Below are 25,470 nucleotides of genomic sequence, written 5' to 3' on the forward strand. Positions count from 1 at the left end.
ATGGCGGCAACCCTCCTGCACCCCGATCCGGCCTGGCGTGGCCGCCTGCTGGCCTGCGCCGCCGCGCTGCTGCTGCTCTGGCCCGCGCTCGTCTACAGCGAATTCAAGCCCTGGATCCTGTTCGACCTGCAAAGCCTGGCGGCGGCCGGCACCTTCCTGGGCGACTTCCTGCACCCCGCCCATTCACTCGAATTCCTCGCCATGGTGCTGCGCGAAACCTGGATCACGGTCGCGATTGCGACCTGCGGCCTGGTGCTGGCCCTGCTGGGCGCGATACCCGCGACGCTGCTGGTGAGCGAGCGGCTGTCGATCTCGCGCCTCGGCACCGGCCGCGTGCGCTGGCCCGCGGCGCTCGTACGCCAGGGCGTGCGCTGGGTGCTGGTGCTGCTGCGCAGCGTGCCGGAACTGGTCTGGGCGCTGCTGTTCGTGCGCGTGGTCGGCCTCGGCCCCACGGCAGGCGTGCTGGCGATTGCCCTCACCTATTGCGGCATGCTGGCCAAGGTATATGCCGAAATCCTCGAATCGAGCGACGCCCATGCCACCGATGCGCTGCTGGCGAACGGCGCCGCGCGCCTGCCGGCCCTGCTCTACGGCGCCTTGCCCGAGGCCGCAGCCGAACTGGTCTCGTACACGATCTACCGCTGGGAGTGCGCGATCCGCGGCTCGGCCATCATGGGTTTTGTCGGCGCCGGCGGACTGGGGCAGCGGATGGACGAATCGACCAGGATGATGGCCGGCGGCGAAGTGGCGACCATGCTGTTCGTCTTCGTGCTGCTGGTCGCCGCGGCCGACCTGGTCTCGACCCTGCTGCGCCGGAGGCTCGGATGAACCGCCCCCTGCCGCCGCCCCGTTCGTGGAGCACGCCGCTGCTGCTGGTGCTGCTGCTGATACTGGTGATCGCCAGCTTCGCCACGCTGCGCCTGGACCTGGCCGCCTTTTTCACCCCGGAAGCGGTCGGCACCACGATGGAATTCCTGGGCGGCTTTGCCCCGCCCGAGACGGCCACGCCGTTCCTGATGAAGACGCTCAACGCGGCGTCAGAGACGCTGTCGATGTCGGCGCTCGGCACCCTGCTGGCGGTGTTTGCCGGCCTGGTCATGGCGCTGCCCGCGGCCGGGCGCTGGGGAGGATCGGCACGCGCCGCCGTGCGCGCCGTGCTGAACGTCCTGCGCTCGATTCCGGAACTGGTCTGGGCCGCGCTGCTGCTGGTGGCCGCGGGCCTCGGTCCCTTCGCCGGTACCCTGGCGCTGGCGGCGCACACCTCGGGCGTGCTGGGGCGGCTGTTCGCCGACGCGCTGGAAAACGCCGAGCCGCAGCCGGAAGCGGCCCTGCGTACCAACGGCGCGCCCGCGCTGGCGGCCTTTTTCTACGCCACCCTGCCGCAAACGCTGCCGCAGATGCTCTCGTATACGCTGTACCGCTGGGAGAACAATATCCGCGCCGCCGCCGTGCTGGGCGTGGTCGGCGCCGGCGGCCTGGGGCAGATGCTCAAGTACCACCTGTCGCTGTTCCAGATGCAGAGCGCCGCGACCGTGGTGCTGGCGATGCTGCTGCTGGTGGCCCTGGTCGATGCGGTCAGCTTTGCGCTGCGGCGCGTCCTTACGCGTTAAGCCGATGCTGGAACTATCGAAGCTCACCAAGACCTATGGCGGACGCACCGTCCTGTCGGACCTGTCGCATGTCTTCGAGGCCGGCCGTTTCGTCGCCATCATGGGCGAGTCGGGCGTCGGCAAGTCGACTCTGCTGAACCTGATCGCAGGCCTCGATGCGCCCGACAGCGGCGCAGTCATCGTCGACGGCACGGCCATGGCCGCACTCGACGACGATGCCGCCACCCGCCTGCGGCGCACGCGCATGGGTTTTATTTTCCAGGCCTTCCACGTGCTGCCGCATTTGACGCTGCAGCAGAACGTGGCGCTGCCTTTACTACTGAATCAGGAAAATGCGCGTGAAGGCGCGGCGCACGCCGAGACCATGCTGGCGGCGGTCGGGCTGGCCGGGCGTGGACAGGACTTCCCGCGCCAGCTCTCGGGCGGAGAATTGCAGCGCGTGGCGATCGCGCGCGCCCTCGTGCACAAGCCGGCCCTGCTGCTGGCGGACGAGCCGACCGGGAACCTGGATCCGGAAACGGCGGGCGGCATCCTGCGCCTGCTGCGCGCCGAGATCAAGGCCAACGGCGCCGGGGCCATCATGGTCACCCACTCGCATGCGGCGGCGGAAATGGCCGACGAAATCCTCATCCTGAGCCGCGACGGCCTCAAGCGGGCGTGAGATTTAACGTAAATTCCGCGCGGAAATAAGCACGTTAGACACCGTTCGCGACGAATAGTGCGGCGCCAGCCGCACGGGCGTAGTAATATCACAACGACCCGAACGCGACAGCGTTTAAGCGCGACAGCAATCAGAACAATCGGGCGTCTTCCAAAACGGTCCTGTCCCCTCAACCAAAAAAGCAAGTTGGAGGAGTACATGAACGTACGCCAAAAAAAACAGGAAATGCTGGCGGCGATGCACCGCGCCCGCGCCCTCGAACCGTCGAGTTTCGTGCCGAACAAGCTGCTCGACACGCTGATCGAAAAAATGCACCTCAAGAATGATGCGGAACTGTGCCGCGTGCTCGAAGTGCAGCCGCCGATCATCAGCAAGATCCGCCACCGCAAGCTGAACGTGGGCGCGACGATCCTGCTGCGCATGCACGAGAAATCGAATATCCCGATCCGCGAACTGAAGGAGCTGACCTCGGCGGCGCTGCACTGAGCCAGGGTGACGCGAGCGTCCGCATGGGCACACCTCCGACCGCGGCCCGGCCACCCTACCCTGGCGGACGCCCGGTTTTCAGCTGCGGCAGGCTGTCGAGCACCTGGCGCAGCGTCGCCGTATCCAGGCGACCCACCAGCGCCACGCCGATGCGCAGCAATTCGCTTTTCTTGATCTCGAAGCCGGCCTTCAGGCAGGCCTGCTTCACACTCGCCAGCACCGCGTACTCGCCATCGGGCATGGTGAAGCTGTCGCGTACCAGCACCGGGCGTCCGGACTGCGGCGCCGGAGCGGCCTGGACAGCGCGGCTGCGGCCGGCCGCAGGCGTTTCCTTCGCTGCCTTGACGAGCGCCTTCGCCGCATTCTTCAGGGCGACTGCCGGACTCTTCGCGGCGACGGCCTTCGCAGCCGGCCTGGCCGCAGCCTTCGCCGCTGTCTTTGCCGGTGCTTTCGCCGCAGCCTTGACCGCGGTTTTCGAAGCAGGCCTGGCTGCAGGCTTCGGTGCCGCCTTGAGCGCGACAGGCTTCGCGGCCGCGCGCGCGACGGTCTTCGCAGCGGCCTTCACGGCAGCCGCCTTCACCGGCACGGACCTGGAGGTTTTATTGGCGCTGCCTGGCATGGCGGCGGTTTTCGTGCTTCTGGAAGCTGCCTTGGCGGGTGCCGAGGCAACTTTTGCCCGCGTCGATGCGGCTGCGGCCGCGCCCGTTGCGGGAACCGGTTTTCTGGTCATTGGGTATTCCACTGCTTAACAAGGTAAACAATATAGTCGATCAGGCGGATTCCGGGAAGGGTGCATCCTGCCGTGCGCGCCGGTGCAGCTCGCGGATCACGCCGGCGCGCAGGCCCGCCCCGACCGGCACCAGCTCCTCGATATGCAGTTCCTCGACCAGGGCCAGCAGCAGCGCGAGCCCGCCCGCCATCTGCGCCGCGCGCAGCGGCTGGTTCGACAAGGCGGCGATGCGCATGAAGCCGCCCTCTTCGACCAGCGCATGGCGCAGCGCCAGCAGGCCGGCCGCATCGGCCGCATCGGCCGCATTGGCACCGAGCGCCCCGGCCGCGTCGCCGCCGGCCAGTTCGAACAGGGCGCGCACCGTACCCGAGGCGCCGTAGGCACGGTTCCAGCCGGCCCCGCCGGCGAGCATGCCGGCGTCGGCGAAGCGGCTGCGCGAAGACGCCAGCGCGGCGTCGAAGGCGTCCGGCGAAATGCCGTCGCCGAAGAAGGCCAGGCCCTGGCGCAAGGCGCCGACACCGTAGGACTGCACCAGCTCGACGGTGTCGCCGCGGCCGACCGCAATCTCGGTCGAGCCGCTGCCGACGTCGAGCACGAGGCGGCGCTCCCCTCCATCCGGCAAGGCGCCGGCCACGCCCAGGTACACCAGGCGGCCCTCCTCCTCGCCGCCGAGGACCTCGACCGGATGCCCGATCGCGGCCTCGGCCGCAGGCAGGAAGGCGGGCGCATTGCAGGCCACGCGCAGCGCGGCGGTGGCGACCACGCGCACGGCGCGCACTTCCCACCGGGCCAGCGCCTGCCTGAACTGGCGCAGGCAGTCGAGCGCGCGGCGCACGGTCTGGCCGTCGAGGCAGCCGTCAGGCCCGATGCCCGCGCCCAGGCGGATCGGTTCGTTCAGGGTATGGGCCAGCACCATGGCGCCGTCCTCCCAGCTCGCCACGTGCAGGCGGAAGCTGTCGGACCCGAGTTCGACGGCGGCATACAGGGGAGCGGAGTGTGCGCAAGCTGGCATGGTGTGCCCTGGTTGGAAGACCCGCGCAGTATGGCCATGCTTTGTGACGCCCCGATGACGGCGCCCTGCCGCCGGTTCAGGCCTCGGGCACGGTCTCGCGCGGCGCCAGGCGGATCGCGTTGCGCCCTGCTTCCTTGGCAGCGCGCATGGCGGCGCCGGCGCGGCCGAACAGCGTCACGTTGCTGTCGTCGGGGCGGATCGTGGTGACCCCGAAGCTGGCCGTCATCGAGATCAGCGCGCGCTCGGTCTTGACGGGCGTGGCCTCGATCGCGGCGCGCATGCGCTCGGCCACCAGCATCGCTTCCTCGGCGCCGGTGCGCGGCAGCAGCAGGGCGAATTCGCCGCCCACCAGGCGCCCCAGCAGGTCGCTGTCGCGCAGCTGGCGCTTGCACAGGTCCGCCACGTGGCGCAGCACCACGTCGCCGGCCGGATGGCCGTAGCCCTCGTTCACGCGCTTGAAGCTGTCGAGGTCGAGCACGACCAGGGCGGTCGGCGAGCCGGGCCGCCGTGCCAGCGCCATCCAGGGCGCCAGCGCATTGAAGAAGCCGCGCCGGTTCGGCGCTTCGGTCACCAGGTCCAGCGTTTCCAGGCGCGCCAGGTCGGCCTGCAGGCGTTCGCGCGCCAGCAGCAGCCAGCCGAAGCCGTTCACCAGCATGAGCAAATAAAAAGCAATGGTCGAGAGCTGGCGCAGCAGGTCGTGCGAGAGCCAGCGCCAGCCGTCGGGCATGACCAGCACCAGGATGCCGCGCGCGGCCACCAGCAGCGCCAGCAGGGCCGTGACGACCGCCAGCGCGCGCTGCAGCATGCTCGCCCGGTGCCAGCCGCGCGCCAGCGCCGCCGCGCCCAGCAAATAAAAGGCGCCGAGGATCAGGGCTGCGGCCAGCGTGCGCAGGCCGAGCGGATCGATCCAGTAGGAGACGAGGAAGATGAAGACCGCGCCCAGGGCCAGCGGCACCATGGCGCGCTGCAGGCGCCGCCGGTGCGCGGTTTCCCACAGGGCCGCCGATTCGAGCGCGACGCCGCCGATCAGCAGGGCCCAGCCGCCGGGCAACGCCAGCGGTTCGGGCACGACGCGCGCGCCGCCCAGCGCGAGCAGGATCCAGGCCGCAGCCTGCACCTGTTTCGACAGGCCCCAGCTGGCCAGCGCGGGCGCACGCGGTGCGCCATAGTCGAAGAAGAACAGCATGCTGCACAGCGCCAGGTTGCCCAGCGCCAGCACCAGCACCATCGTGGTCGAGTCCATGGTCAGCATCGCGCCGCTCAGCATTCGTGCTCCACGTTCTCGGTGCCGTCGCCGACCTTGCTGGCCCAGGCGCGGGCGAAATAACGACGCTCCGCCTCGTCCGGCACCTCGTTCCAGAACACGATCAGCGTTCCCTTGTGATCGTGCAGCTGGGTCAGCTTGTCGACGAAATGGACCTTGCCGGCGCTGTCGGCCAGCGCCATCGCATAGCCATAAACGCGTTCGAGCCGCTCGATGCGGTCGGGCTCGACGTCGCTGTTGGTGGCGGTGATGGCGGGATGATCGAGAAACATGAAGAGCTCCGTGTGGCGGCATGGACCAGCTTATCAGAGTTTCATGCCTGCGAACAAGACGCAACAGGAGCGCAAAACGGCGGAGAGCGGCGGGCGAAGACGAGCGCTTTCTCTTCTATACTGGCGCCATGCCGCCGCGCTCCGAACCGACCGATCCGCCACCTTCCTCCGTGCCCCGCGTCCGCACGCACGGCAACCGGCGCACGCTCGAATTCCAGCCGGGCGACATCCAGAGCGAAATGCTGCTCTCGCACCCCGACCACCTGGTGCTCGAGTATGCGCGCGCCATGATGTGCTTCGCCCTGTTCGCGCCCCATCCGCGCCATATCCTGATGGTCGGCCTGGGCGGCGGTTCGCTGGCCAAGTTCTGCTACCGCCACTTTCCGCAGACCCGCATCACGGTGCTCGAGATCAGCGCCGAGGTGATCTCCCTGCGCGAAGCGTTCAAGGTGCCGCCGGACGACGCCCGCCTGCGCATCATCCATGGCGACGCCGCCGATTACATCCGCGCTGCGCCCGCCAGTTGCGACGTGATCCTGGTCGATGGCTTCGACGCCGCCGGCATGCCGGCCGCCCTCGGCAGCGCCGCCTTTTATCGCCATTGCCGCCAGGCCCTGCGCGAGGGCGGCGTGCTGGCGGCAAACATCCTCAGCTACGACCCCAGCCACGACGCGCTGGTCGGGCGGATTGCGCGTGCCTTTCGCGGGCGCGTCTGCGACTTTGCCGGCATCGCCGGCAACAACCACCTGCTGTTCGCCGTCCGGGCCGACGATGGCGGCAGCCGTGCGGCACGCCTGCAGGAATATGTCGCGCGTCGCCGCGGCCTGGGCTTTTCCTTCCTCAACCGGCTACTGGCGCGGGCGCTCGTTGCCTGGCTGGCATGGCGCCTTGTCTGATCGCGGCGACACGCCCTTGATCCTGGGTTCGCACGCAAGGATTTGTTTGCGCAAACGGGCCGAAAATGACACACTTGGCTGCTTTGGTGCTTTCGGGCAAATAAATTTTGGGAACAGACATGTTGCGTCGCCTGCCGTTTTCACTCACCCGCGCGGCGGCCCTCACGCTGGGGGCCGGGCTGGCCGCCTCGAGCGCCCTGTTCGTGGGCGTGAGTCACCTCGAATACGACAATCTGGCCTTGTCCTTCAACCAGCGCGCCGACCAGCGCGTTGCGACGGTGCGCCAGGGCCTGCATGATGCGGTCGAGGTTGTGACGGTCACCAACCAGCTGTTCGCCCTCGGCGCGCCGGTCACGCGCGCCCAGTTCCAGGATTTCACCACCCCGCTGCTGCTGCGCCACCCCTTCATCAAGGCATTCAATTACCACCGCATCGTGAAGGACAGCGAGCGCGCCGCGATCGAGGCGGAGCTGGGGCGCGTCATTCCCGGCACCGTCATCAGCGAGGAACGGGGCGGCCGCCGCGTACCCGCCGAGCGGCGCGCCAGCTACAGCATCGTCGACTACCTGGTGCCCCTGAAAGGCAACGAAGCCGCCCTCGGTTTCGACGCCGGGACCCGGGCGCCGATCAACGCGGCGCTGGCGCGTGCCCATGCCGAACGGCGGGTCGCCGCCACCCCGCTGTTCCCGCTGGTGCAGGACCCGAGCCCGCAGCCGAGCTTCCAGGTGATCCTGCCGGTCTACGACGCCAAGGGCCGGCTCGCCGGCGATACCGCCGTCGTGGTGCGCGCCGAGGAACTGGTGAGCATGGCGCTGGCCGGCGCCGGCCTGCTCGACGACAGCCAGATCGTGATGTCGGTGTATGCCGGCGCGCGTGCCGAGGCATCCGACCTGGTGTTCACCACCAGCGCCGGCGGCGTCCACCCCCGCCATGAACTGCTGGGCAGCTGGATCGCGCCCGAACACGCAAGTTATGTCGCGCGCACCCTGGACGTCGCCGGGCGCCCCTGGCTGGTCGAAGTCGCGGCCAAGCCGCGCCCGTTCGCGGCCGACCACCTGGCCTCGCTGGCGATGCTGGCCGGCGGCATCCTGCTCAGCCTGATGACGGCGGCCTGGGTCCAGGCTTCCGGCGCGCGCGCCCGGCGCGTGCAGCAGCTGGTGAGGAAACGCACCGCCGACCTGAAGCGCACCAACCGGCGCCTGGTCGACGACATGGTCGCGCGCGAACGCACCGAAAAGGCCTTGCAGCAGAGCGAGCAGCGCTTCCGCCAGCTGGTGTCCATGTCCTCGGACTGGTACTGGGAACAGGACAGCCATTTCCGCTTCACGATGGTGACCGGCGGCTTCAGCGAAAAGGCCGGGATCCTGGTCGAGCACCTGCTCGGCAAGACGCGCTGGGAATTCATCCCGACCCTGGGCGACACCGAGCGCGGCCGCACCCACATCGCCCAGGTGCGCGACTTCCAGCCCTTCAACGATTTCGAGTACCAGCTGCTCGACGACACCGGCCAGACGCGCTGGTTCCTGGTCAACGGCCAACCCGTGTTCGACGAGCTCGGCCAGTTCTCCGGCTACCGCGGCACCGGCAGCGACATCACCGAACGCAAGCTCACCGAACAGCGCGTGCACCACGTGGCCCAGCACGATGCGCTGACCGGCCTGCCGAACCGCTCGCTGCTGCAGGACCGCCTCGGCCAGGCCGTGGCCCATGCGACGCGCAGCGGCAGCCCGGCCTGGGTCATGCTGATCGACCTCGACCGTTTCAAGTTCGTCAACGACAGCATGGGCCACAAGGCCGGCGATGTGCTCCTGATGACGGTCGCGGCGCGCCTGCGCTCCTCGCTGCGCGACGCCGATACCGTGGCGCGCCTGTCGGGCGACGAATTCGTCGTCATCGTCTCCGAGAGCGGCGACCAGCAGCTCACCCCGGACATCGTGCAGCGCGTGATGAATGCGGTGGCCCAGCCGGTCATGCTCGGCACCAAGGAATTTTTCGTGACCTGCAGTATCGGCGTTTCCGTCTACCCGAGCGAAAGCACGGATGCCGATACCCTGATCGAGCATGCCGACATCGCCATGTACCGCGCCAAAAAACTGGGCCGCAACAACTTCCAGTTCTATACGCCGGCAATGAACGAGGAGTCGCTGGAACGGGTGCGCATCGAGAGCGCGCTGAGGAATGCCGTCGAGCGGGACGAGTTCGTGCTCTACTACCAGCCCCAGCTCGACATCAAGACCGGCAAGATCGTCGGCATGGAAGCCCTGATCCGCTGGCAACACCCGGAGCTGGGGACGGTCCCCCCAGGCCGCTTCATCGGCATCGCCGAGGAAACCGGGATGATCGTGCAGATCGGCGCCTGGGTGCTGCGCAGTGCCTGTGCCCAGAACAAGGCCTGGCAGGACGCAGGCTACGGCAAGCTGCGCGTGGCCGTGAACCTGTCGGCGCGCCAGTTCGGCGCCGCCGACCTGATCGAGAACCTGGCCAGCGTGCTGGAAGATACCGGGCTGGAGCCGGAATACCTCGAGATCGAGCTCACCGAGAGCCTGTTCATGAGCGACATCACGCCGGCCGTCGACCTGCTGCACCGCATGAAGGCGCTGGGGGTGAATTTGTCGATCGACGACTTCGGCACCGGCTATTCGAGCCTGTCCTACCTGTCGCGCTTCCCGATCGACGTGTTGAAGATCGACCGCTCATTCGTGGCCGACATCACGCGCGACGCCAACGACGAGGCGATCGTCACCTCGATCATCGCCCTGGCGCACAACCTGAAGCTGGCGGTGATCGCCGAAGGCGTGGAAACGAGCGAGCAGCTCGACTACCTGCGCCGCCACGGCTGCGACGAAATGCAGGGCTATTACTTCAGCCGGCCGCTGCCGGCGCGTGAGTTCGAGCAGCTGCTGATCGAGGGCCGCGGCCTGGCCCCCGAAGAGATGATTGCGCCCGAGCCGGCCCCTGCCCTTGCCTGAAGGATTATTCCTACAAGAATGTGGCATTTCGCACATCCTTGCTCTACAATAGTCGTGTCTCTATTGCAACGCCCAGGAACATGATGAACACGGAAGAAGTACAAACCCGCCCAGCGGCAAACTCGCGCGTGCTGAGGACCGATATGCGCACGCGCGATCTGGTGAACCAGGCGGTGGCTTCGATCCCGACGCTCGGCCTGCAGCGCGCAGCCGAGTTTCTTGCGGCAATGAACGTACCGGCCGAGATTGCCGTGCGCACGCTCGTCTACCCCAGCCGCCGCCGCCGCAACTAGCGCGTCCGAGAAAGCGCTGAGGCACCACGGCGCAAACCCTTACTATTACTTCTTCGGTTCCTGCGCCTGGATGTCGGCCAGCGACTCCAGGCCACGCGCAGTCACCTCGAAGCCGCCTTCCTCGCGCGGCGCGATGTGCGACTTGCGGACCAGGAACTGAGCGACATCGCCCGCTACCGGCGCCGCAGGATCCTGCGCAAGGCTCGTCAAGGCTTCGACACAGGCGCGCAGGAACAGCACCTGCTGGCCCTTCTCCGTCATCTCGACCTTGCCGTCACGCCCATAGGCGATCATCTTCAGGCCGGCCAGGCGCTTGGCGTTACGCCCGACGCAGGCATTGACCCGGTCGGTGCGGGCGCCGCGGCGGATGAACTCGAGGGCGTTGTATTCGTCGGTCGTCAGTTTTTCGTTCTTCATTACGGCTCGTATGGTGTCTGGGCCGTCATGGTAACCGCCGGGACAGACGGCGGCAACAAATGAAGTGCAAACCTTAGCGCATCGTGCGCAATGCTATCCACAGCAGGCCGGCGCCAACGATGGCGCCGACGGCCAGCACGCCCTGGAAACGGCGCGATGCGAAACCGGTGCTCCGGCCCAGGTAAATCTTGTTATGCAGCGAATTGCCCATCTGAGTCTCCGTCGATACGATCCAAAACCATGAGCTGATATTATAAAAAAACTCACACATTGGGAACGTTCGGCAGCGAACATAATTGTAACTTTGTGTGTAATTCAGCAAGATCGCCACACTGTCGTACTGCGCGCCGAAGGCAGGGCGCGACTGTTAGGATTGTCCCAATATTCGACCAGGGAGGAAGCACCATGACACCATCGCGACAACCGCAAGATCCGGCAGAAAAAGGCGGGGCCATCCTGCATGAGGACGACATCGGCAGCGGCGAAAAAACACCGGCGCAGAAGGAAACCGAAGAGATGATCAAGGAAATCCCGCCGCTCAGGAGCAGCACCGAGCCGCCGCAAAAGGGCTGAGGGGAGTGGTCCATTCCAACTGAAAAGCGCCACCCGAGGGTGGCGCTTTTGCTTGGGGAACCTCCATCATCCGGCGCGGATCGGCGGCTCGGGGATGACGGGTTCCTCGACGGGAGCGTGCGCCGGATCGGGCACGTCGTCGGGTACCGGAATGGTGGGTGGCGGCTGCTCGGGATCGGGCGTCGAATGCGCCTGGAGCGCGCCCCGGCCGCCGTCCTGCGGATCGGTCATGTCCATCAGCGTCCTCGCTTCAGATGGTCGTGAATAACAAGGGCGCGGCCGGGAGGACCGCGCCGTCGAGAAAGTCAGGGCGAGACAGACTGCCTGCCCTGCGACCTGTCAGTGGTTCTGCTTCTGCTTGGCACCGCCGCCGGCGCCTTCATTGGTGCTGGCCTTCTCGCGCGACATATGGTCGTGGCTGCTCTTGTGCTCCTTGCCGGCGCGCTGTTTCGCCAGATCTTCTTCCGACATATGGTCCGACTGCTTGCTACCGGTATCGTTCGCTTTCGATTCGTTCATGGAGATTCTCCCGTGGTGGTTGAAAACATTGACGTTTTGCGCAGACTAGCATGGAAGAACGGAGCAGGTTTTCAATCGTGCGCAGCGCCAAAAGATGCGTATAGTTCATGTTTTCCGTATCGGTTCCCTATGAAAATCCGACTTTTCCTGCTTGCCACTCTCATTCCGGCCCTCGCGTCGGCTGCCCCCATGAAACTTGCCGACTACATGGCCCTGAACGGCCCCGCCCCCACCGAGCACGTCGCCTACGGTCCCGCTCCTTCGCAATACGCGGAGCTGTTCCTGCCGCCGGGCGCCGGGCCCTTCCCGGTCGCGGTGCTGGTACACGGCGGCTGCTGGACGGCGGGCTTCGGCGGCATCAGCCAGCTGCGCAACATGGCCGGCGCGCTCGTCAAGCGCGGCATCGCGGTCTGGAACGTCGAATACCGCCGCGTCGACGAGGCCGGCGGCGGCTATCCGGGCATGTACCAGGACATGCACGCGGCGCTCGACACGCTCGCCGCACAGGGCAAGGTCCAGCCGCTCGACCTGGAGCGGGTCGTGGCGGTCGGCCATTCGGCCGGCGGCCAGCTGGTGCAATGGATCGCGGGCCGTGCGCGCATCCCCGCCGCCAGTCCCCTGCACCGCACGGCCATGCTGCCGGTGCGCGCCGTGGTGAGCCTCGGCGGCCTGGCCGACCTGCGCCGCGAACGCGAACTGATCAAGACCAGCTGCGGGCGCGATACGCCGGAGCTGGCCGGCCTGCCGAGCGCCAGGCGGCCGGACGTCTATGCCGACACGAATGCAGCCGAGCTGATGCCCAACGGCAGCCACACGATCCTCGTGACGGGCGAACTGGACACGATCTCGCCGCCGCGCGTGGCGCACGACTATGCGGCGCGCGCACGCGCGGCGGGCGACAATGCGGAAGTCGTGATCTTGCCGGGCGCCAGCCACTACGACGAAGTCGCAGCCAGCTCGCCTTCCTGGCCGCTCGTGGTCGCCGCCATCGAGCGCGCGCTGGCGAGCACTGCCGGCAAGGCAGAGCTCAAACCCGCCGCTTCGCCAGCGGCGCGTTGACGACCAGGTCGCTCGTCGGCACGGCGACACAAGGCAGCAGGTAGTCGTCGCGCTTTTCTTCGATCGACAGGCCGGGCCAGTCGACGAGATAGCGCACGCTGCCGGATTCGAAGCGGCACAGGCAGGTGCGGCAGGTGCCGTTGCGGCAGGAGTTGGGCAGGTCGATCCCGGCCGCCTCGAGGGCCTGGAGTACCGTGCCGGCGCCGGCGGCAACGCTGGCGCCGAGGGGCAGGAGGGTGATGGTGAAGACGTCGGCGTCGGTGGTCATGGACGCGATTGTAGCGCTGCGCGCAGCAGCACGATGCGGCTGAGCCTGAGTTCGTTTGCGCACAGACCGCCGGGTGGTGCAGCTCTACGCTGGGGTCTCCCTTAGCAAGTATTGCAGGTGCCACATGAAAAAAATCGTCGCTCCCCTCCTTCTGGCCGCCCTCTCCGGCGCCCTTCCCTTCACCGCCCACGCCGGCCAGCCTGCGCCGCAGGCGGCACCGCAAACCGCAACCCAGCAGCCGGGACAGGCCGTCAACGCGCCGGCCTCCGGTGAGCGCGCCGAATTCGAGCGCCTGCTGCGCGCCCAGGTGCTGCTCGACCGCCTGCACTTTTCGCCGGGCGAGATCGACGGCGCCTTCGGTTCGAACATGCGCCAGGCCTTGAGCTCCTTCCAGAAGTCGCGCAACCTGCCGGAAAGCGGCAAGCTCGACGAAGCGACCTGGAACGCGCTGAACGGGGACACGACGCCGACCCTGACGAATTACGTCCTGACCAACGAAGACGTGGCCGGCCCCTTCCAGCCGATTCCCGAAGACATGATGGAAAAAGCCAAGCTGCCCAAGCTCGGCTATGCGAGCCCGGCCGAAGGCCTGGGCGAGAAATTCCACGCCAGTCCAGAGCTGATCACGCGCCTGAATCCCGGCAAGAACCTGGCCAAGGCCGGCGAAACGATCGTCGTGCCGAGCGTGCACGGCGGCCCTGCCCTGCCGGCGGCGTCGAAAGTGGTCGTCAGCGACAGCCGCAAGGTGCTGATGCTGTTCGACGCATCGGAACGCCTGATCGCGCAATATCCGGCCTCGACCGGCAGCGAACACGATCCACTGCCGATCGGGAACTGGAAGATCGACGGCGTGCACCCGAACCCGACCTATCACTACAACCCGAAACTGTTCTGGGATGCCGAGCCGGGCGACAAGAAGGCGACGATTGCCGCCGGCCCGAACAATCCGGTGGGCGTGGCCTGGATCGACCTGTCGAAGCCGCATTACGGCATCCACGGCACGCCGGTACCGAAGTTCATCGGCAAGACGGAATCGCACGGCTGCATCCGCCTGACCAACTGGAGCGCCGCGGAAGTGGCGGCCGTGGTCGCGGCGGGCACGCAGGTCGTATTGCAGGAGTAATTATCCACGAGCGCCTGACAGAACCTTCAGGGCAAGGCGTGGCGCCGAAGACAGTACGAAGGTACGGCGAGGCGCCGCAACGCGGCCATGGCGATTCTGTCTGGCGCTCTAACCAAGGGGAGTGTTGCACATGAGATGGTTGATCGCTTTTCTGCTGGGCGTCGTGGTCGGTGCCGGTGGCTTGTTCGTCTATTTGCGCGAGATCGCCGACGCGCCCAATCCGATCATCACCGACGGCGGCGCGCTGCCGGCGCCGCCGAACGATGTGCCGGCAGGAGCCGCGCAGGCCGCGTCCGCGCCAGCCGGCGGCACGCCGGTCGACCGGCTCGTGCAAACCGACCTGTCCGACGCCGACCTGCCGATCCGTCCAGCTTCGCAATCGACGACGGCTACCCCGGCCAGCCCGGAATTGACGGCCGGCGGCAGCATGCCGGCCAAGTTGCTGGTGCCGGTCGAAGGCATTCCGTACGCAAAACTGACGGACACCTTCGACCAGCCGCGCGGCCAGGAGCGCCATCACGAAGCGCTCGACATCATGGCGCCGAAAGGCACCCCGGTGCGCGCGGCCGGCGACGGCAAGGTCGCGAAACTGTTCGATAGCAAGCCCGGCGGCATCACCCTCTACCAGTTCGATCCGAGCGAGCAGCACGCCTATTACTACGCCCACCTCGACCGCTACGCCGACGGCATCAAGGAAGGCATGCAACTCAAGCGCGGCGACCTGCTCGGCTATGTCGGCGCGACCGGCAATGCCGATCCGAACGCGCCGCACCTGCATTTCGCGGTCGTCGCGCTGACGCCCGAGAAGCAGTGGTGGAAGGGGACGCCGGTCAATCCGTATCCGATGTTGGGGGATTAGGTGCTGCGGGGGCAAACGAAGTGCGGATTTCGCAGTCCTGCGCTCGGGAGCGCAGGCTACGGTGCTGCGTTGGCAAACGAGTTGCAGATTTCGCAGTCCTGCGCTCGGGAGCGCAGGCTACGATGCTCTTTGGGTTAACGCATTTCAGGGCGCAGGTTCGTCGACATCCGCGCCGACGTTGATCGCGGCATAGGCCCGCTGCACGGCGATCGCTTCGCGGCTGCCGGCACCATATAACTCTTGCGCCGCTTCGACCATCTTCGCGCGTGCGTCGGCATAGTTGGTGCTCGAGGTGAACTTGGTCGTGTTGGCCTTGAACCAGATCCGGAACGCTTTATCCGTGCCGATACCGGTCATGGCGGCCGGCGCCTTGACCAGGTATTTGCTGTAGTAATCGCCCGCCTTGTCCGCCTTCGAACCCATGGCCAGGAAATAGAACATCCTGTTGTTGGGGCCGCTGCTGTAGTGCACATCGAGGCGCTTGAGCGAGCTGCTCCAGGCGTCCGGGCTGCTGCCGTCCTTGCTCGGGCGATACATCCAGCGCAGCGGCTGTCCGTCGCGGGCGATCTCGGTGCCGAGCATCCAGTCGTTGCCGTTCAGGGGAATACTCTCGCCCTTGCCGCCGGCGCGCGCATAGGCTTCCACTACTTCCCCGCCGATATCCGAACTCGATTCGTTGAGTCCGCCCGATTCGCCCGAATACACGAGGCTTGATGTGGCCGCCGTCACCCCGTGGCCCATCTCGTGGCCGATGACGTCGACCGAACCCAGGCTGTTGAAGCTCGACCCGTCGCCGATGAACATGCAGCGGCAGGTATCGCTGTAATAGGCGTTGTCGTAGGCCGTATTGACGTGCACGGCGATATAGGTCGCCGTATTCTTGCCGTCCAGCGAATGCCAGCCGAGCGCGTTCTTGAGCGCGTCGTACGTGTTCATCAGGCCCCACATGGCGTTCACCGCCGCGGTCTGGCCGTTGGCATCAAGCGTACTGCCGCCGCGGATGTACTGCCTGCCGTCGCCCCAGGTATTCTCGGTGTGCGTGTACATCTTGCCGGCGTTGCTGGTCCCGTTCGCATTCGTGATCGCCATCGCGCCATAGGTGCCGCCGGTGCCCCGTTCCGGATCGAGCATGCGGTAGCTGCCGTCGGCAAAGGTCGTGCTGATCGGCACTTCGCCGTTGTACTGGCTCTTGCCCACACCGATCACCGTCTGCAGCGCGCTCCAGCGGTCGAGGATGCGGCCGTCGTTGGCGCTGACGATGGTGTCGTGGTAGTAAGGATGGTCGCCGCGCACCATGCGGGTACGCACCAGGTAGGCCAGCTCGTAGTGGTCGACGACGTCCTGCACATCGAGCGCGTTCAACTCCTCTTCCGGCTTGGCGGCGGCGCCGGCGACGCGCTCGGATTTCATGACCGGATAGATCAGCAGTTCGGCGCTGGGCGGGGTGACGTGGGTAGCGTCCGGCCCGGCCGCGGCCAGCGTGGCGCCGACGGCGGCGTCGATCGCGGTCTTTGGCGGCATCGACGGTTTCACCCTGAAGTCGGCGGTGGCCGCGCCGAGCCGGTTGGCGGCGCCACGCCCGAGGTGCAGGCGGCGCTCGGAAGCGGATTCGGAGACGATGCTCCCTTGCGCATCGACCACCACCACCGACTCCGAGCCGAACACGCGCAAGCCTTTATAGGTATGGGCGGCGCGCACCACTTGCGTGCCCTGCACGCCCGGATGCTGCTGTGCCACCGTGAAACCGTGGTTGTTGTCGAGGCCGCGCGCCGCACGTCCCTGGGTCAGCTTCGATACCAGGGCGGCGGTGGCCGACACGGATTGCGCGGCGGGTGCACTCATCATGGGTGTGCCGACGGCGGGCGTCGGCGCGGCCGGGGGTGCGGCAGCGGCGCAGGAACTTGCGATCAGGACGCCGAGGGGCGTGGCCAGCAAGCGGGTAGGCAGCTTCATCGTCTCTCCATTCGAAGGTTCCCGGCTGCAAGAATGGGCCGGAGATCATCGAAGTGTGGACGAGCCTCAAAAAAGGAACTTGCTCAAACGCAAGAAGCCCCGCACCGTGCGCGAGTACGCAACGGGCGGGGCTGTCAGAATCGAGCTGTGCGGATCAATACCGCTCGTCGCGGTCCTTCAGCAGGAAGTAGGCCGCGGCGCCGATGGCGCCGGCAATGGCGACCTTCGTCGCCAGCCCCTTCTTGTTGTGCTCCCATTCGGCTTTGATCCCCATTTCGCCGAGGATGTTCGGCACGTGGCCGTGGGCCAGGTCATCGACGATGCCTTCGACCACATTGATGCGGTCGGCGCCGAGCAGGATCAGCCAGTGGCGGATATCGTTCTCGGTGAACTTGAAGGCGGCGCGCCGCAACATGCCCGACAGCCCGGATGGCGGCTGCCTGCTGCCGTGGAGCTGGGTGATGCCGGGGCGCTCGTTCGACACCAGGACTTCGACCTTCTGCACCTGGGCCTGGGGCGTGGGCATGTCGGCCGGCGTATAGCGCGGCGGCGTGCGTTCCATCGGCACGCCGGGACGGTTCTTGTGGTCGAGGTCGGCACCCCAGCCCTTGATGTGCGTCAGCTCCTCGCGCGACTTGCGTTGCTGTCGCAACTCGGGCTGCACCTGGTGGTGGGTGTGATCGTGGGTGTTCTCGAAGTCGTGGTCGTGGTCGGGATTGTTGTCGTGCTTGACCAGGGCGGTTCCATTATCCATGCGGTCCTCCTTATTTGGCGACGCTGGCCGCCACCGCGCGCACTTCGTGGGCGCGTGGCGGGATCAGGATCGGCTTGATGCAGTTGTCGAGCTTGCTCGAGAAGATGTGATAAGCGTCTCCCACGTCTTCCAGCGGGATGCGGTGGGTAATGATCTGTTTCGGATCGATGTGCCCGGCGCGGATGTGCTCGATCAGGCGCGGCACGTGGCGCTTGACGCTGGCCTGGTTCATGCGCATCGTGATGCCCTTGTTGAGCGCATTGCCGATCGGGACCGCATTGAAGGTTGGGCCATACACGCCGACGATCGAGACATTGCCGCCCTTGCGTACCGAGTTGATACACCAATGCAGCACGGTCGACGCGCCGGCCTGCATCTTCATCAGGCGCCCGGTGACGGTCTGCGCCATGCTGCCGGCCGCATCGCCGCCGACGGCATCGATGCAGACGTCGGCGCCCAGCCAGTCGGTCATTTTCTTGATGTGCAGCGCCATGTCGCCGACGTCCTTGAAGTTCACCACTTCGCACTGGGCGAAGCGCTTCACGAATTCGAGGCGGTATTCGACTTCGTCGACCACGATCACGCGGCCGGCGCCGAACAGCCAGGCCGATTTGGCGGCGAAGATGCCGACCGGACCGGCACCGAACACGACGACGGTATCGCCCTCCTTGATGTCGCCCATTTCGGCGGCCTGGTAGCCGGTCGGCAGTGCATCGGTGAGCAGCACGGCGTCATCGTCGACGATGTCGTCCGGGATCTTGATTGGAGCCACGTCGGCCATCGGAACACGCACGTATTCGGCCTGGCCACCGTCGTAGCCGCCCGCGGTATGGGAGTAGCCGTAGATGGCGCCGACCGCCGTCGACATCGCGTTCACGTTGTGGCAGTTACCGTAGAGTTCTTTCTGGCAGAAATAGCAGGAGCCGCAGAAGATGTTGAAGGGTACCAGCACGCGGTCGCCCACCTTCAGGGTTTGCACCTGGGAGCCGACTTCCTCGATGATGCCGATGAACTCGTGGCCGAAGGTGTGACCGACCCGGGTATCCGGCACCATGCCGTGGTACAGGTGCAAGTCGGAACCGCAAATGCAGGAGCGCGTCACGCGCACGATAGCGTCGCCCGGATGTTCGATCACGGGGTCTGACTTGTGTGTCGCACGGACGCGGTAGGGCCCCCGATAGTTCATTGCCAGCATAATTCCTCCTCGAAAGTTTGCGGTGCTTACCAATGGTGGTAAGTGCGAAAAAACTAAATTTATGTCAAAACGCTATCGAATGCGATACGCGCACGGAAATGAATTCGTGTTTTTTAGCGCAATTTAAGAGCAGGATGGCATTACGTTCGCAGCAGGAAACGTGATGTTCCTGCTGGAACGCGAATAATTGCCTGGTGATTACAACTGGCGCGCTTCGAAAGTATTGCACTGCTGCGGGTCGCCGCTCTCCATCCCTTGCTTGAACCAGCGCACGCGCTGCGCGGAACTGCCGTGGGTGAACGAATCGGGCACCACCGTGCCGCGCGACTGGCGCTGCAAGGTATCGTCGCCGATTGCCGTGGCCGTGGCCAGCGCACTCTCGACGTCGCCCTGCTCGAGGAAGGCTTCCTTCTGCTGGGTGTGGTTGGCCCAGACGCCGGCAAAGCAGTCGGCCTGCAGTTCCAGCCGCACCGACAGCGCGTTGCCTTCGGTCTCCGATGCGCGCGACTGGGCGTTATGGACCTTGTCCGATACGCCGATCAGCTTCTGCACGTGGTGCCCCACTTCGTGCGCGATTACATAGGCCTGGGCAAATTCGCCGCCGACGTGGAAGCGCTCCTGCATCAGGCGGAAGAAGCTCAGGTCGATGTACACCTTCTGGTCGCCCGGGCAATAGAAGGGCCCCGTGGCCGCGTTGCCGGTACCGCAGGCGGTCTGGGTACGGCCTTCGAACAACACCAGTTTCGGCGGTTGGTAGGTTGCGCCCTGGGCCTTGAAGATCGGACCCCAGGCATCCTCGGTATAGCCGAGCACGGTGCGCACGAAGCGCGTTTCGCGGTCGTTGGCCTGGGGTGCGCTCGGGTCGCGCTGCTGCTGCACCTGGGGCGCCGGCCCGCCGCCGCCGCCGAGCATGCCGATCACCGTGCCCGGATCGACGCCGAAGAAGATCGATGCCACCAGGGCGATGGCCACGGTGCCGAGGCCGATGCCGCGGCCGCCGATATTGAAGCCGCCGCCTCCCCCGCCACCGCCGCCGCGCTGGTCTTCGACATTACTGCTCTCGCGGTCGCCTTCCCATTTCATCGCGCCCTCCGCAGGCTGGACGAATTCATGCTCTCGCGCGCATCCTTCATGCGAAATTCGTCGTCAAGTGCGAGGCCGGCACGGGCGTCGTCGTTGAGGGTGCGTTCATGACGCTCGCGTTCGACTTCGCGGTCGACGCGGGCGTGTTCCTGGTCCTGGAAAGTTGGCTTCATGGCTGTCCTGATTATCTGCTGAGTCTGGGTTTGTTCCTGCGTCGGCACCGTTGCCAACTTGAACATGCCTGCAGTATGGACGTATCGCACGAGCCAGTATGTTCGGGTATTCACATAAGGGGCGCGCCGCTTCGTATTCTGTACGTCAGCGTACAGAGGAGGCGCAGGCCATCGGCGATGCTCACGGCATGACCGCCATCCTCCACGATCCCGATGCCCTGCTCGCGCTGGGCCAGGCCCTGCAGCAGGCAGGCTACCAGTTCACCACGGTCACACCGGCCACCCACCGCCGCGTCAACGGCCGGCCGGAGAATGCCATGGCGCGCGACTTGCGCGGGGTATTCGGCTGGAGCCGGCCATTCCGCGAAGCGACGGTGCCGGCGGCGATGCTGGCGCTGATGCGCCGCGCCGGCGTGCTGAACGAGCGCGGGGACAGGCTGTGCGCCACGGTGCGCGCCTCGACCATCGGCACGTGCCTGTACTTCCACTCGGCCTTTCCGACCCATGACGAGGATGCGGTCTTCTTCGGGCCGGATACCTACCGCTATGTCGCCGCGCTCAAGCGCGCGATGGCGGATCTGGCGCCGCCGCGCCGGGCGGTCGATATCGGCGCCGGCGGCGGGCCCGGCGCGATCGAGGTCGCGGCGTATTTCCCCGCTTGCGAGACGGTGGCGGCCGACATCAACGACCGCGCCCTGGCGCTCGCCGGCGTCAACGCGCGCCTGGCCGGAACGGCGAACGTCCAGGTGCGCCACAGCGACTTGCTCAACGACCTGGACGGCGAATTCGACCTGGTGCTGTCGAACCCGCCCTATATCCTCGACCCCGATAAACTGCGCTACCGCCATGGCGGCGAGATGCGTGGCGCCGGGCTGTCGCTGCAGATCGTCGACGCGGCCCTCGAGCGCCTGGCGGCGGGCGGGACACTGCTGCTGTACACGGGCATCGCCATCGTCGACGGGCGCGACGAATTCCTGGACACGATCCGCCCGCGGCTGGAGGCGGCCTGCGAATCGTGGTCTTATGAGGAACTCGATCCGGACATCTTCGGCGGGCAGCTCGATTGCGAGGGATACGAAGAGGTGGAGCGGATCGCGGCGGTGTGGCTGCGGGCGACGAAGCGCGGCTAAAGAATGGTAGAAATAAAAAAGGCTCCCGAGGGAGCCTTTTTTATTACTTCTGGCGGAGAGGGTGGGATTCGCCCACATCCCGCGGGCCGCCCCCGCGCTTGCAAGCGCGGGTCTTCGAATCCGACACGGGAAGCGCGCAGGCGCTTCCCTCCTCTCCACCAGTAAATAAAAAAGGCTCCCGAGGGAGCCTTTTTCATTTACTGGCGGAGAGGGTGGGATTCGAACCCACGGTACGATTTAACGTACGCCTGATTTCGAGTCAGGTACATTCGACCACTCTGCCACCTCTCCTGAATCGGTGTTGCGGTCGCTGCAAGGCTGGCATTATAGCGAGCGATCCTGTGTTGTGCAAGGGAACGATGCCAGAGGCATACAAAGACTTTAGGCAACAATGATCGGCGTTTCGCTGGGCACAGGTGCCCAGCCTTCCGTAAATGAAAAAAGCTCCCAGAGGGAGCTTTTTTCATTTACTGGCGGAGAGGGTGGGATTCGAACCCACGGTACGATTTAACGTACGCCTGATTTCGAGTCAGGTACATTCGACCACTCTGCCACCTCTCCTAAATCGGTGTTGCGGTCGCTGCAAGAGACCAACATTATAGCCACCCGCTGCCAAAAACGGAAGAGCTATTTATCCTCAGAACTCAGGCAGCCGGCGCCAGACGCTCCAGCCCGCCCATGTACGGACGCAGCACTTCCGGAATCACCACGCTGCCATCGGCCTGCTGGTAGTTCTCCAGCACCGCGACCAGCGTGCGCCCCACTGCCAGGCCCGAGCCGTTCAGCGTGTGCAGCAGTTCCGGCTTGTTCTGGGCGTTGCGGAAACGGGCGCCCATGCGGCGGGCCTGGAAGGCTTCCATGTTCGACAGCGAGGAAATCTCGCGATAGGTGTTCTGCGCCGGCAGCCACACTTCCAGGTCATAGGTCTTGGCCGCGCCAAAGCCCATGTCGCCGGTGCACAGCAGCATCACGCGATACGGCAGGCCCAGGCTCTGCAGGATGAACTCGGCATGGCCGACCATCTCGTCCAGCGCGGCATGCGACTGTTCCGGATGGGCGATCTGCACCATCTCGACCTTGTCGAACTGGTGCTGGCGGATCATGCCGCGGGTGTCGCGGCCGTAGCTGCCGGCCTCCGAACGGAAGCACGGGGTGTGCGCCGTCATCTTCATGGGCAGCGCGTCGAGCGGGACGATCTCGTCGCGCACGACGTTGGTCAGCGTCACTTCCGAGGTCGGGATCAGGTAGAAGGTCTCGCCCTCGCCTTCCGCGCCGCCCTTCTTCACCGAGAACAGGTCTTCTTCGAACTTCGGCAGCTGGCCGGTGCCGCGCAGCGAGTCGGCATTGACCATGTACGGGGTGTAGCATTCAAGGTAGCCATGCTTGTCGGTATGGGTATCGAGCATGTACTGGGCCAGCGCGCGGTGCAGGCGCGCGATGCCGCCCTTCATCACCGAGAAGCGCGAGCCGGTCAGCTTGGTCGCGGTGTCGAAGTCCAGGCCCAGCTTTTCGCCGATGTCGACGTGGTCCTTCACTTCGAAGTCGAACGACGGCGGCGTGCCGATCTTGCGCACTTCGACGTTGCCGGTTTCGTCAGTGCCGGCCGGCACCGATTCGTGCGGCAGGTTCGGGATCGCCTCCATGAACTCGGCCATCTTGCGCTGGACGTCGGCCAGCAGCCCTTCGTTGGCTTTGAGTTCATCCCCCAGGCCCGCTACTTCCGCCATCACGCTGGAGGTGTCCTCGCCCTTGCCCTTCAACATACCGATCTGCTTGGACAGCGAATTGCGCTTGCCCTGCAGTTCTTCGGTGCGGGTCTGGATCGCCTTGCGCTCGGCCTCGATGGCGTTGAAGCCGGCCACGTCGAGCTGGAACTTGCGCGCAGCCAGGCGCGCGGCGACGGTGTCGATGTCTTTGCGGAGAAGTTGGATGTCTATCATTGTCGGGCTATCGTAGTATGGGGCGGGACAGCAGTATGTCGCGCAGTTTGTCTAATCTGCAATTGTACCAAGCGGGCAGCGGATTTCGATGGCGAGATTTACGTCTCGCCGGCGTCCTCATCCAGCTGGCGCAGGAAAGCCAGTTTCTCCGCAATCTTCGCCTCCACCCCGCGCGGCACCGGCTGGTACCAGCGCGGCTCCGGCATGTTCTCGGGGAGGTAGGTTTCGCCGGCCGCATAGGCATTCGGCTCGTCGTGGGCGTAGCGGTATTCGTGGCCGTAGCCGAGCTCTTTCATGAGCCTGGTCGGGGCATTGCGCAGATGTACCGGCACTTCGCGCGACTTGTCCTTGCGGACAAACGCCATCGCCGCATTGAAGGCGTTGTAGCCGGCATTGCTCTTGGCCGCGATCGCGAGGTAGACGACCGCCTGCCCGAGCGCCAGTTCGCCCTCGGGAGAGCCGAGGCGCTCGTAGGTGGTCGCGGCATCGTTGGCGATCTGCAGCGCGCGCGGGTCGGCCAGGCCGATGTCTTCCCAGGCCATGCGCACGATGCGGCGCGACAGGTATTTGGCATCGGCCCCACCATCGAGCATGCGGCACAGCCAGTACAGCGCCGCGTCCGGATGCGAGCCGCGTACGGATTTGTGCAGGGCCGAGATCTGGTCGTAGAAATTGTCGCCGCCCTTGTCGAAGCGGCGCGAGTTCAGGGTCAGCGCGTTGTCGACGAATTCGCCGGTGATCGTGGTGATGCCCGAGGTTTCGGCCGAGGTCTTGGTCTGCTCGAGCAGGTTCAGGAAGCGGCGGGCGTCGCCGTCGGCGTAGCCGATCAGGGTCGAAATCGCGATCTCGTCGAATTTCAAATGGGCCAGCACGCGCTGCTGCGCACGGGCCAGCAACTGGCGCATCTCGTCGTCGTTCAGCGCTTTGAGCACATATACCTGCGAGCGCGACAGCAGCGCCGAGTTCACCTCGAACGAGGGATTCTCGGTGGTGGCGCCGATCAGCGTCACCAGGCCCGACTCGACGAATGGTAGCAAGGCGTCCTGCTGCGACTTGTTAAAACGGTGGATCTCGTCGATGAAGAGGATCGTGTGCTTGCCGCGCGCCAGGTACTGCTCGGCCTGTTCGACCGAGGCGCGAATGTCCTTCACGCCCGACAGCACGGCGGACAAGGCGATGAATTCGCAGTCGAAGGCGTAGGCCGTCAGGCGCGCCAGCGTGGTCTTGCCGACGCCGGGCGGCCCCCACAGGATCATCGAATGCGGTTTGCCGGATTTGAAAACCAGGTTCAGCGGCTTGCCGGGGCCGAGCAGGTGGCTCTGGCCGATGACTTCGTCGATGGTGCGCGGGCGCAGGGCTTCGGCCAGCGGCGCGGCCGGCTCGTTCTTGAAAAGGTCATCCACGGCGGACTCCAGCGGCGCGGCTGAAACAGAATGAAAAGTTGTGCATGCGGCTAGTGTAGCTGATGCGCCCAGCACCCGCGCGCGCAGGCGCCGCGCGCGGCGGCGCATGGCCGACTATTGCTTGTTGACTTCCGCGCCCTTCGGCATCTCGAACCTGAACTCCTGCGCGCCCAGCGATGGGTTGCGCTGGAAGCTGGTGAATTTCAGTACCGAGGTCTGGCCAAAGGTGTCCTTCAATTCCATCGCTTCCGGCGTGCCGTTCTTCAGGCCGATGCTGATCTGTTCGAAGGTCGTGTCCTTCGCTTTCGGCACGGCATTAAGCCATTCGAGGCCGTCGCGGGTGCCCGCCTCCGACAGGGTGAAGTTCTTTTCGAGGTCGTTGCTGCCGAACAGGATGGCGGCCGGCGAGGAGCCGAGGGCGTTCCCGAGTTTTTTCACGGTGACCTGGTTCAGGTCCTTGTCGTAGATGTAGAGCTGGTCGCCGTCGGCCTGCAGCAGCTGGTCGTAGGGCTTGGTGTAGTTCCAGATGAATTTGCCGGGGCGGGCGAAGACGAAGCTGCCGCTCGAGACGGGCGAGATCTTGCCGGTCTGGGATTTGCGCTGCTGTTGCTGGGTGAACTCGCCTTTGGCGGCCTTGGTGGTGGCGACAAAAGATTTGAACTGCTCGAGGGCGCTTGCGTGGGCGGCGCCGGAGAGTGCGAACGCGACAGTGGCGATCAGGGTGGCGATGTTCTTTTTAGCGATCATTGGGGTCCTTTTTCAGTGTGCGGTGTGCATAGGCACGAACGCGTGGGCTCAGGAGCCCACCCTACGTTACTCCGCTGTATC

Annotated in this window: 29 protein-coding genes and 2 tRNA genes; 12 read left to right on the plus strand and 19 right to left on the minus strand. The window is 65.8% G+C overall.

Features of this window, described 5'->3' with window-relative positions; translation table 11 throughout:
* The 4 genes from LPB04_RS20745 (at nt 1) to LPB04_RS20760 (ending at nt 2,757) form a co-directional block, all read left to right on the plus strand.
* Nucleotides 1–828 (plus strand): PhnE/PtxC family ABC transporter permease, encoded by an 828-nt coding sequence (locus tag LPB04_RS20745; RefSeq protein WP_193686347.1) that lies wholly within the window; start codon nt 1–3, stop codon nt 826–828.
* Nucleotides 825–1,610, plus strand: a complete 786-nt coding sequence (gene phnE, locus LPB04_RS20750) for a phosphonate ABC transporter, permease protein PhnE (RefSeq protein ID WP_193686348.1) — start codon at nt 825–827, stop codon at nt 1,608–1,610. The genes LPB04_RS20745 and phnE overlap by 4 nt, the downstream gene beginning before the upstream one ends.
* A 4-nt stretch (nt 1,611–1,614) precedes the next feature.
* Nucleotides 1,615–2,271: an ABC transporter ATP-binding protein gene (locus LPB04_RS20755; RefSeq protein WP_193686349.1), complete on the plus strand. Its 657-nt coding sequence runs from the start codon at nt 1,615–1,617 to the stop codon at nt 2,269–2,271.
* A 198-nt stretch (nt 2,272–2,469) separates the two neighbouring features.
* Nucleotides 2,470–2,757, plus strand: a complete 288-nt coding sequence (locus LPB04_RS20760; protein WP_056339789.1) for a hypothetical protein — start codon at nt 2,470–2,472, stop codon at nt 2,755–2,757.
* A 55-nt stretch (nt 2,758–2,812) separates the two neighbouring features.
* On the opposite strand, the gene LPB04_RS20765 is transcribed toward LPB04_RS20760, so the two are convergent.
* From LPB04_RS20765 to LPB04_RS20780, 4 genes are all read right to left on the minus strand, one after another.
* Nucleotides 2,813–3,487 carry a hypothetical protein gene (locus tag LPB04_RS20765; RefSeq protein ID WP_227496514.1) on the minus strand — a complete coding sequence of 225 codons (675 nt, stop codon included), beginning with the start codon at nt 3,485–3,487 and terminating at the stop codon, nt 2,813–2,815.
* Between the two features lie 40 nt (nt 3,488–3,527).
* The gene (locus LPB04_RS20770) at nt 3,528–4,499 is read right to left on the minus strand and encodes a Ppx/GppA phosphatase family protein (protein ID WP_193686350.1); all 972 of its coding nucleotides are present in this window, start codon (nt 4,497–4,499) and stop codon (nt 3,528–3,530) included.
* Nucleotides 4,500–4,575: 76 nt separating this feature from the next.
* Nucleotides 4,576–5,766 carry a GGDEF domain-containing protein gene (locus tag LPB04_RS20775; protein ID WP_227496515.1) on the minus strand — a complete coding sequence of 397 codons (1,191 nt, stop codon included), beginning with the start codon at nt 5,764–5,766 and terminating at the stop codon, nt 4,576–4,578.
* Nucleotides 5,760–6,035 (minus strand): hypothetical protein, encoded by a 276-nt coding sequence (locus LPB04_RS20780; protein ID WP_193686351.1) that lies wholly within the window; start codon nt 6,033–6,035, stop codon nt 5,760–5,762. Before LPB04_RS20780 ends, LPB04_RS20775 begins: the two co-directional genes overlap by 7 nt.
* Before the next feature lie 170 nt (nt 6,036–6,205).
* On the opposite strand from LPB04_RS20780, the gene LPB04_RS20785 reads away from it, so the two are divergent.
* The 3 genes from LPB04_RS20785 (at nt 6,206) to LPB04_RS20795 (ending at nt 10,193) form a co-directional block, all read left to right on the plus strand.
* Nucleotides 6,206–6,931, plus strand: a complete 726-nt coding sequence (locus LPB04_RS20785) for a fused MFS/spermidine synthase (RefSeq protein ID WP_307727262.1) — start codon at nt 6,206–6,208, stop codon at nt 6,929–6,931.
* 119 nt (nt 6,932–7,050) lie between these two features.
* Nucleotides 7,051–9,900 carry a bifunctional diguanylate cyclase/phosphodiesterase gene (locus LPB04_RS20790; RefSeq protein WP_193686353.1) on the plus strand — a complete coding sequence of 950 codons (2,850 nt, stop codon included), beginning with the start codon at nt 7,051–7,053 and terminating at the stop codon, nt 9,898–9,900.
* 80 nt (nt 9,901–9,980) lie between these two features.
* The gene (locus LPB04_RS20795; protein ID WP_193686354.1) at nt 9,981–10,193 is read left to right on the plus strand and encodes a hypothetical protein; all 213 of its coding nucleotides are present in this window, start codon (nt 9,981–9,983) and stop codon (nt 10,191–10,193) included.
* Nucleotides 10,194–10,238: 45 nt separating this feature from the next.
* Here LPB04_RS20795 and LPB04_RS20800 read toward each other — a convergent pair whose 3' ends face one another.
* Together LPB04_RS20800 and LPB04_RS20805 are read right to left on the minus strand one after the other, a co-directional pair.
* A complete protein-coding gene (locus LPB04_RS20800; RefSeq protein ID WP_193686355.1) occupies nt 10,239–10,610 on the minus strand; it encodes a hypothetical protein in 372 nt (123 codons plus the stop codon).
* A 73-nt stretch (nt 10,611–10,683) separates the two neighbouring features.
* Nucleotides 10,684–10,821 (minus strand): hypothetical protein, encoded by a 138-nt coding sequence (locus LPB04_RS20805; RefSeq protein WP_193686356.1) that lies wholly within the window; start codon nt 10,819–10,821, stop codon nt 10,684–10,686.
* Between the two features lie 194 nt (nt 10,822–11,015).
* Between LPB04_RS20805 and LPB04_RS20810 the strand changes: the two genes are divergently transcribed.
* The gene (locus tag LPB04_RS20810; RefSeq protein ID WP_193686357.1) at nt 11,016–11,183 is read left to right on the plus strand and encodes a hypothetical protein; all 168 of its coding nucleotides are present in this window, start codon (nt 11,016–11,018) and stop codon (nt 11,181–11,183) included.
* 66 nt (nt 11,184–11,249) lie between these two features.
* Here LPB04_RS20810 and LPB04_RS20815 read toward each other — a convergent pair whose 3' ends face one another.
* A complete protein-coding gene (locus LPB04_RS20815) occupies nt 11,250–11,420 on the minus strand; it encodes a hypothetical protein (protein WP_193689167.1) in 171 nt (56 codons plus the stop codon).
* A 102-nt stretch (nt 11,421–11,522) separates the two neighbouring features.
* Nucleotides 11,523–11,702 (minus strand): hypothetical protein, encoded by a 180-nt coding sequence (locus LPB04_RS20820; RefSeq protein ID WP_193686358.1) that lies wholly within the window; start codon nt 11,700–11,702, stop codon nt 11,523–11,525.
* Nucleotides 11,703–11,891: 189 nt separating this feature from the next.
* Here LPB04_RS20820 and LPB04_RS20825 point away from each other — a divergent pair, with 189 nt between their 5' ends.
* Nucleotides 11,892–12,761 (plus strand): alpha/beta hydrolase family protein, encoded by an 870-nt coding sequence (locus tag LPB04_RS20825; protein WP_193686359.1) that lies wholly within the window; start codon nt 11,892–11,894, stop codon nt 12,759–12,761.
* Here LPB04_RS20825 and LPB04_RS20830 read toward each other — a convergent pair.
* The gene (locus LPB04_RS20830) at nt 12,730–13,029 is read right to left on the minus strand and encodes a 2Fe-2S iron-sulfur cluster-binding protein (protein ID WP_193686360.1); all 300 of its coding nucleotides are present in this window, start codon (nt 13,027–13,029) and stop codon (nt 12,730–12,732) included. The genes LPB04_RS20825 and LPB04_RS20830 overlap by 32 nt on opposite strands.
* A gap of 124 nt (nt 13,030–13,153) precedes the next feature.
* Between LPB04_RS20830 and LPB04_RS20835 the strand changes: the two genes are divergently transcribed.
* Nucleotides 13,154–14,152, plus strand: coding sequence for a L,D-transpeptidase family protein (locus LPB04_RS20835; RefSeq protein WP_193686361.1), 999 nt, complete (start codon nt 13,154–13,156; stop codon nt 14,150–14,152).
* 130 nt (nt 14,153–14,282) lie between these two features.
* Nucleotides 14,283–15,011: a M23 family metallopeptidase gene (locus tag LPB04_RS20840; protein WP_193686362.1), complete on the plus strand. Its 729-nt coding sequence runs from the start codon at nt 14,283–14,285 to the stop codon at nt 15,009–15,011.
* 144 nt (nt 15,012–15,155) lie between these two features.
* Here the strand turns inward: LPB04_RS20840 and LPB04_RS20845 are convergent, their stop codons facing one another.
* From LPB04_RS20845 to LPB04_RS20865, 5 genes are all read right to left on the minus strand, one after another.
* Entirely contained in the window at nt 15,156–16,964 is a 1,809-nt protein-coding gene (locus LPB04_RS20845; protein WP_193686363.1) for a M4 family metallopeptidase, read from the minus strand.
* A gap of 154 nt (nt 16,965–17,118) precedes the next feature.
* On the minus strand, nt 17,119–17,718 hold the full coding sequence (locus tag LPB04_RS20850; protein ID WP_227496516.1) for a hypothetical protein: 600 nt from the start codon (nt 17,716–17,718) through the stop codon (nt 17,119–17,121).
* Between the two features lie 10 nt (nt 17,719–17,728).
* Nucleotides 17,729–18,913, minus strand: coding sequence for a zinc-dependent alcohol dehydrogenase (locus tag LPB04_RS20855; protein ID WP_193686364.1), 1,185 nt, complete (start codon nt 18,911–18,913; stop codon nt 17,729–17,731).
* Nucleotides 18,914–19,111: 198 nt separating this feature from the next.
* Entirely contained in the window at nt 19,112–19,996 is an 885-nt protein-coding gene (gene ypfJ, locus LPB04_RS20860) for a KPN_02809 family neutral zinc metallopeptidase (RefSeq protein ID WP_193686365.1), read from the minus strand.
* Nucleotides 19,993–20,169, minus strand: coding sequence for a hypothetical protein (locus LPB04_RS20865; protein WP_193686366.1), 177 nt, complete (start codon nt 20,167–20,169; stop codon nt 19,993–19,995). Before LPB04_RS20865 ends, ypfJ begins: the two co-directional genes overlap by 4 nt.
* 188 nt (nt 20,170–20,357) lie before the next feature.
* Here LPB04_RS20865 and LPB04_RS20870 point away from each other — a divergent pair, with 188 nt between their 5' ends.
* Complete coding sequence (locus tag LPB04_RS20870) at nt 20,358–21,299, plus strand: N5-glutamine methyltransferase family protein (protein ID WP_193686367.1); 942 nt, start codon at nt 20,358–20,360, stop codon at nt 21,297–21,299.
* Nucleotides 21,300–21,500: 201 nt separating this feature from the next.
* On the opposite strand, the gene LPB04_RS20875 is transcribed toward LPB04_RS20870, so the two are convergent.
* The 5 genes from LPB04_RS20875 to lolA all read right to left on the minus strand — a co-directional run bounded on the left by LPB04_RS20875 (nt 21,501) and on the right by lolA (nt 25,389).
* Nucleotides 21,501–21,590: transfer RNA gene (locus LPB04_RS20875), tRNA-Ser, on the minus strand.
* A 180-nt stretch (nt 21,591–21,770) separates the two neighbouring features.
* Nucleotides 21,771–21,860, minus strand: a tRNA-Ser gene (locus LPB04_RS20880).
* 83 nt (nt 21,861–21,943) lie between these two features.
* On the minus strand, nt 21,944–23,239 hold the full coding sequence (gene serS / locus LPB04_RS20885; protein ID WP_193686368.1) for a serine--tRNA ligase: 1,296 nt from the start codon (nt 23,237–23,239) through the stop codon (nt 21,944–21,946).
* Between the two features lie 98 nt (nt 23,240–23,337).
* Complete coding sequence (locus LPB04_RS20890; protein WP_193686369.1) at nt 23,338–24,642, minus strand: replication-associated recombination protein A; 1,305 nt, start codon at nt 24,640–24,642, stop codon at nt 23,338–23,340.
* Nucleotides 24,643–24,756: 114 nt separating this feature from the next.
* Complete coding sequence (gene lolA, locus LPB04_RS20895) at nt 24,757–25,389, minus strand: outer membrane lipoprotein chaperone LolA (RefSeq protein ID WP_193686370.1); 633 nt, start codon at nt 25,387–25,389, stop codon at nt 24,757–24,759.
* Nucleotides 25,390–25,470 lie beyond the last annotated feature (81 nt).

This window comes from Massilia litorea, from assembly GCF_015101885.1.
GTDB lineage: Bacteria > Pseudomonadota > Gammaproteobacteria > Burkholderiales > Burkholderiaceae_D > Telluria > Telluria litorea.

Coding starts and splice junctions, on each gene's coding strand:
- LPB04_RS20790 (WP_193686353.1), top strand. CDS start 7,051: ATGTTGCGTCGCCTGCCGTTTTCACTCACCCGCGCGGCGGCCCTCACG.
- LPB04_RS20850 (WP_227496516.1), bottom strand. CDS start 17,718: ATGGATAATGGAACCGCCCTGGTCAAGCACGACAACAATCCCGACCAC.
- LPB04_RS20770 (WP_193686350.1), bottom strand. CDS start 4,499: ATGCCAGCTTGCGCACACTCCGCTCCCCTGTATGCCGCCGTCGAACTC.
- LPB04_RS20760 (WP_056339789.1), top strand. CDS start 2,470: ATGAACGTACGCCAAAAAAAACAGGAAATGCTGGCGGCGATGCACCGC.
- LPB04_RS20795 (WP_193686354.1), top strand. CDS start 9,981: ATGATGAACACGGAAGAAGTACAAACCCGCCCAGCGGCAAACTCGCGC.
- LPB04_RS20825 (WP_193686359.1), top strand. CDS start 11,892: ATGAAACTTGCCGACTACATGGCCCTGAACGGCCCCGCCCCCACCGAG.
- LPB04_RS20745 (WP_193686347.1), top strand. CDS start 1: ATGGCGGCAACCCTCCTGCACCCCGATCCGGCCTGGCGTGGCCGCCTG.
- LPB04_RS20845 (WP_193686363.1), bottom strand. CDS start 16,964: ATGAAGCTGCCTACCCGCTTGCTGGCCACGCCCCTCGGCGTCCTGATC.
- LPB04_RS20835 (WP_193686361.1), top strand. CDS start 13,154: ATGAAAAAAATCGTCGCTCCCCTCCTTCTGGCCGCCCTCTCCGGCGCC.
- LPB04_RS20840 (WP_193686362.1), top strand. CDS start 14,283: ATGAGATGGTTGATCGCTTTTCTGCTGGGCGTCGTGGTCGGTGCCGGT.
- LPB04_RS20755 (WP_193686349.1), top strand. CDS start 1,615: ATGCTGGAACTATCGAAGCTCACCAAGACCTATGGCGGACGCACCGTC.
- LPB04_RS20870 (WP_193686367.1), top strand. CDS start 20,358: ATGACCGCCATCCTCCACGATCCCGATGCCCTGCTCGCGCTGGGCCAG.
- LPB04_RS20775 (WP_227496515.1), bottom strand. CDS start 5,766: ATGCTGAGCGGCGCGATGCTGACCATGGACTCGACCACGATGGTGCTG.
- LPB04_RS20815 (WP_193689167.1), bottom strand. CDS start 11,420: ATGGACATGACCGATCCGCAGGACGGCGGCCGGGGCGCGCTCCAGGCG.
- LPB04_RS20805 (WP_193686356.1), bottom strand. CDS start 10,821: ATGGGCAATTCGCTGCATAACAAGATTTACCTGGGCCGGAGCACCGGT.
- serS (WP_193686368.1), bottom strand. CDS start 23,239: ATGATAGACATCCAACTTCTCCGCAAAGACATCGACACCGTCGCCGCG.
- LPB04_RS20865 (WP_193686366.1), bottom strand. CDS start 20,169: ATGAAGCCAACTTTCCAGGACCAGGAACACGCCCGCGTCGACCGCGAA.
- LPB04_RS20765 (WP_227496514.1), bottom strand. CDS start 3,487: ATGACCAGAAAACCGGTTCCCGCAACGGGCGCGGCCGCAGCCGCATCG.
- LPB04_RS20830 (WP_193686360.1), bottom strand. CDS start 13,029: ATGACCACCGACGCCGACGTCTTCACCATCACCCTCCTGCCCCTCGGC.
- LPB04_RS20855 (WP_193686364.1), bottom strand. CDS start 18,913: ATGCTGGCAATGAACTATCGGGGGCCCTACCGCGTCCGTGCGACACAC.
- LPB04_RS20820 (WP_193686358.1), bottom strand. CDS start 11,702: ATGAACGAATCGAAAGCGAACGATACCGGTAGCAAGCAGTCGGACCAT.
- phnE (WP_193686348.1), top strand. CDS start 825: ATGAACCGCCCCCTGCCGCCGCCCCGTTCGTGGAGCACGCCGCTGCTG.
- LPB04_RS20800 (WP_193686355.1), bottom strand. CDS start 10,610: ATGAAGAACGAAAAACTGACGACCGACGAATACAACGCCCTCGAGTTC.
- lolA (WP_193686370.1), bottom strand. CDS start 25,389: ATGATCGCTAAAAAGAACATCGCCACCCTGATCGCCACTGTCGCGTTC.
- LPB04_RS20780 (WP_193686351.1), bottom strand. CDS start 6,035: ATGTTTCTCGATCATCCCGCCATCACCGCCACCAACAGCGACGTCGAG.
- ypfJ (WP_193686365.1), bottom strand. CDS start 19,996: ATGAAATGGGAAGGCGACCGCGAGAGCAGTAATGTCGAAGACCAGCGC.
- LPB04_RS20810 (WP_193686357.1), top strand. CDS start 11,016: ATGACACCATCGCGACAACCGCAAGATCCGGCAGAAAAAGGCGGGGCC.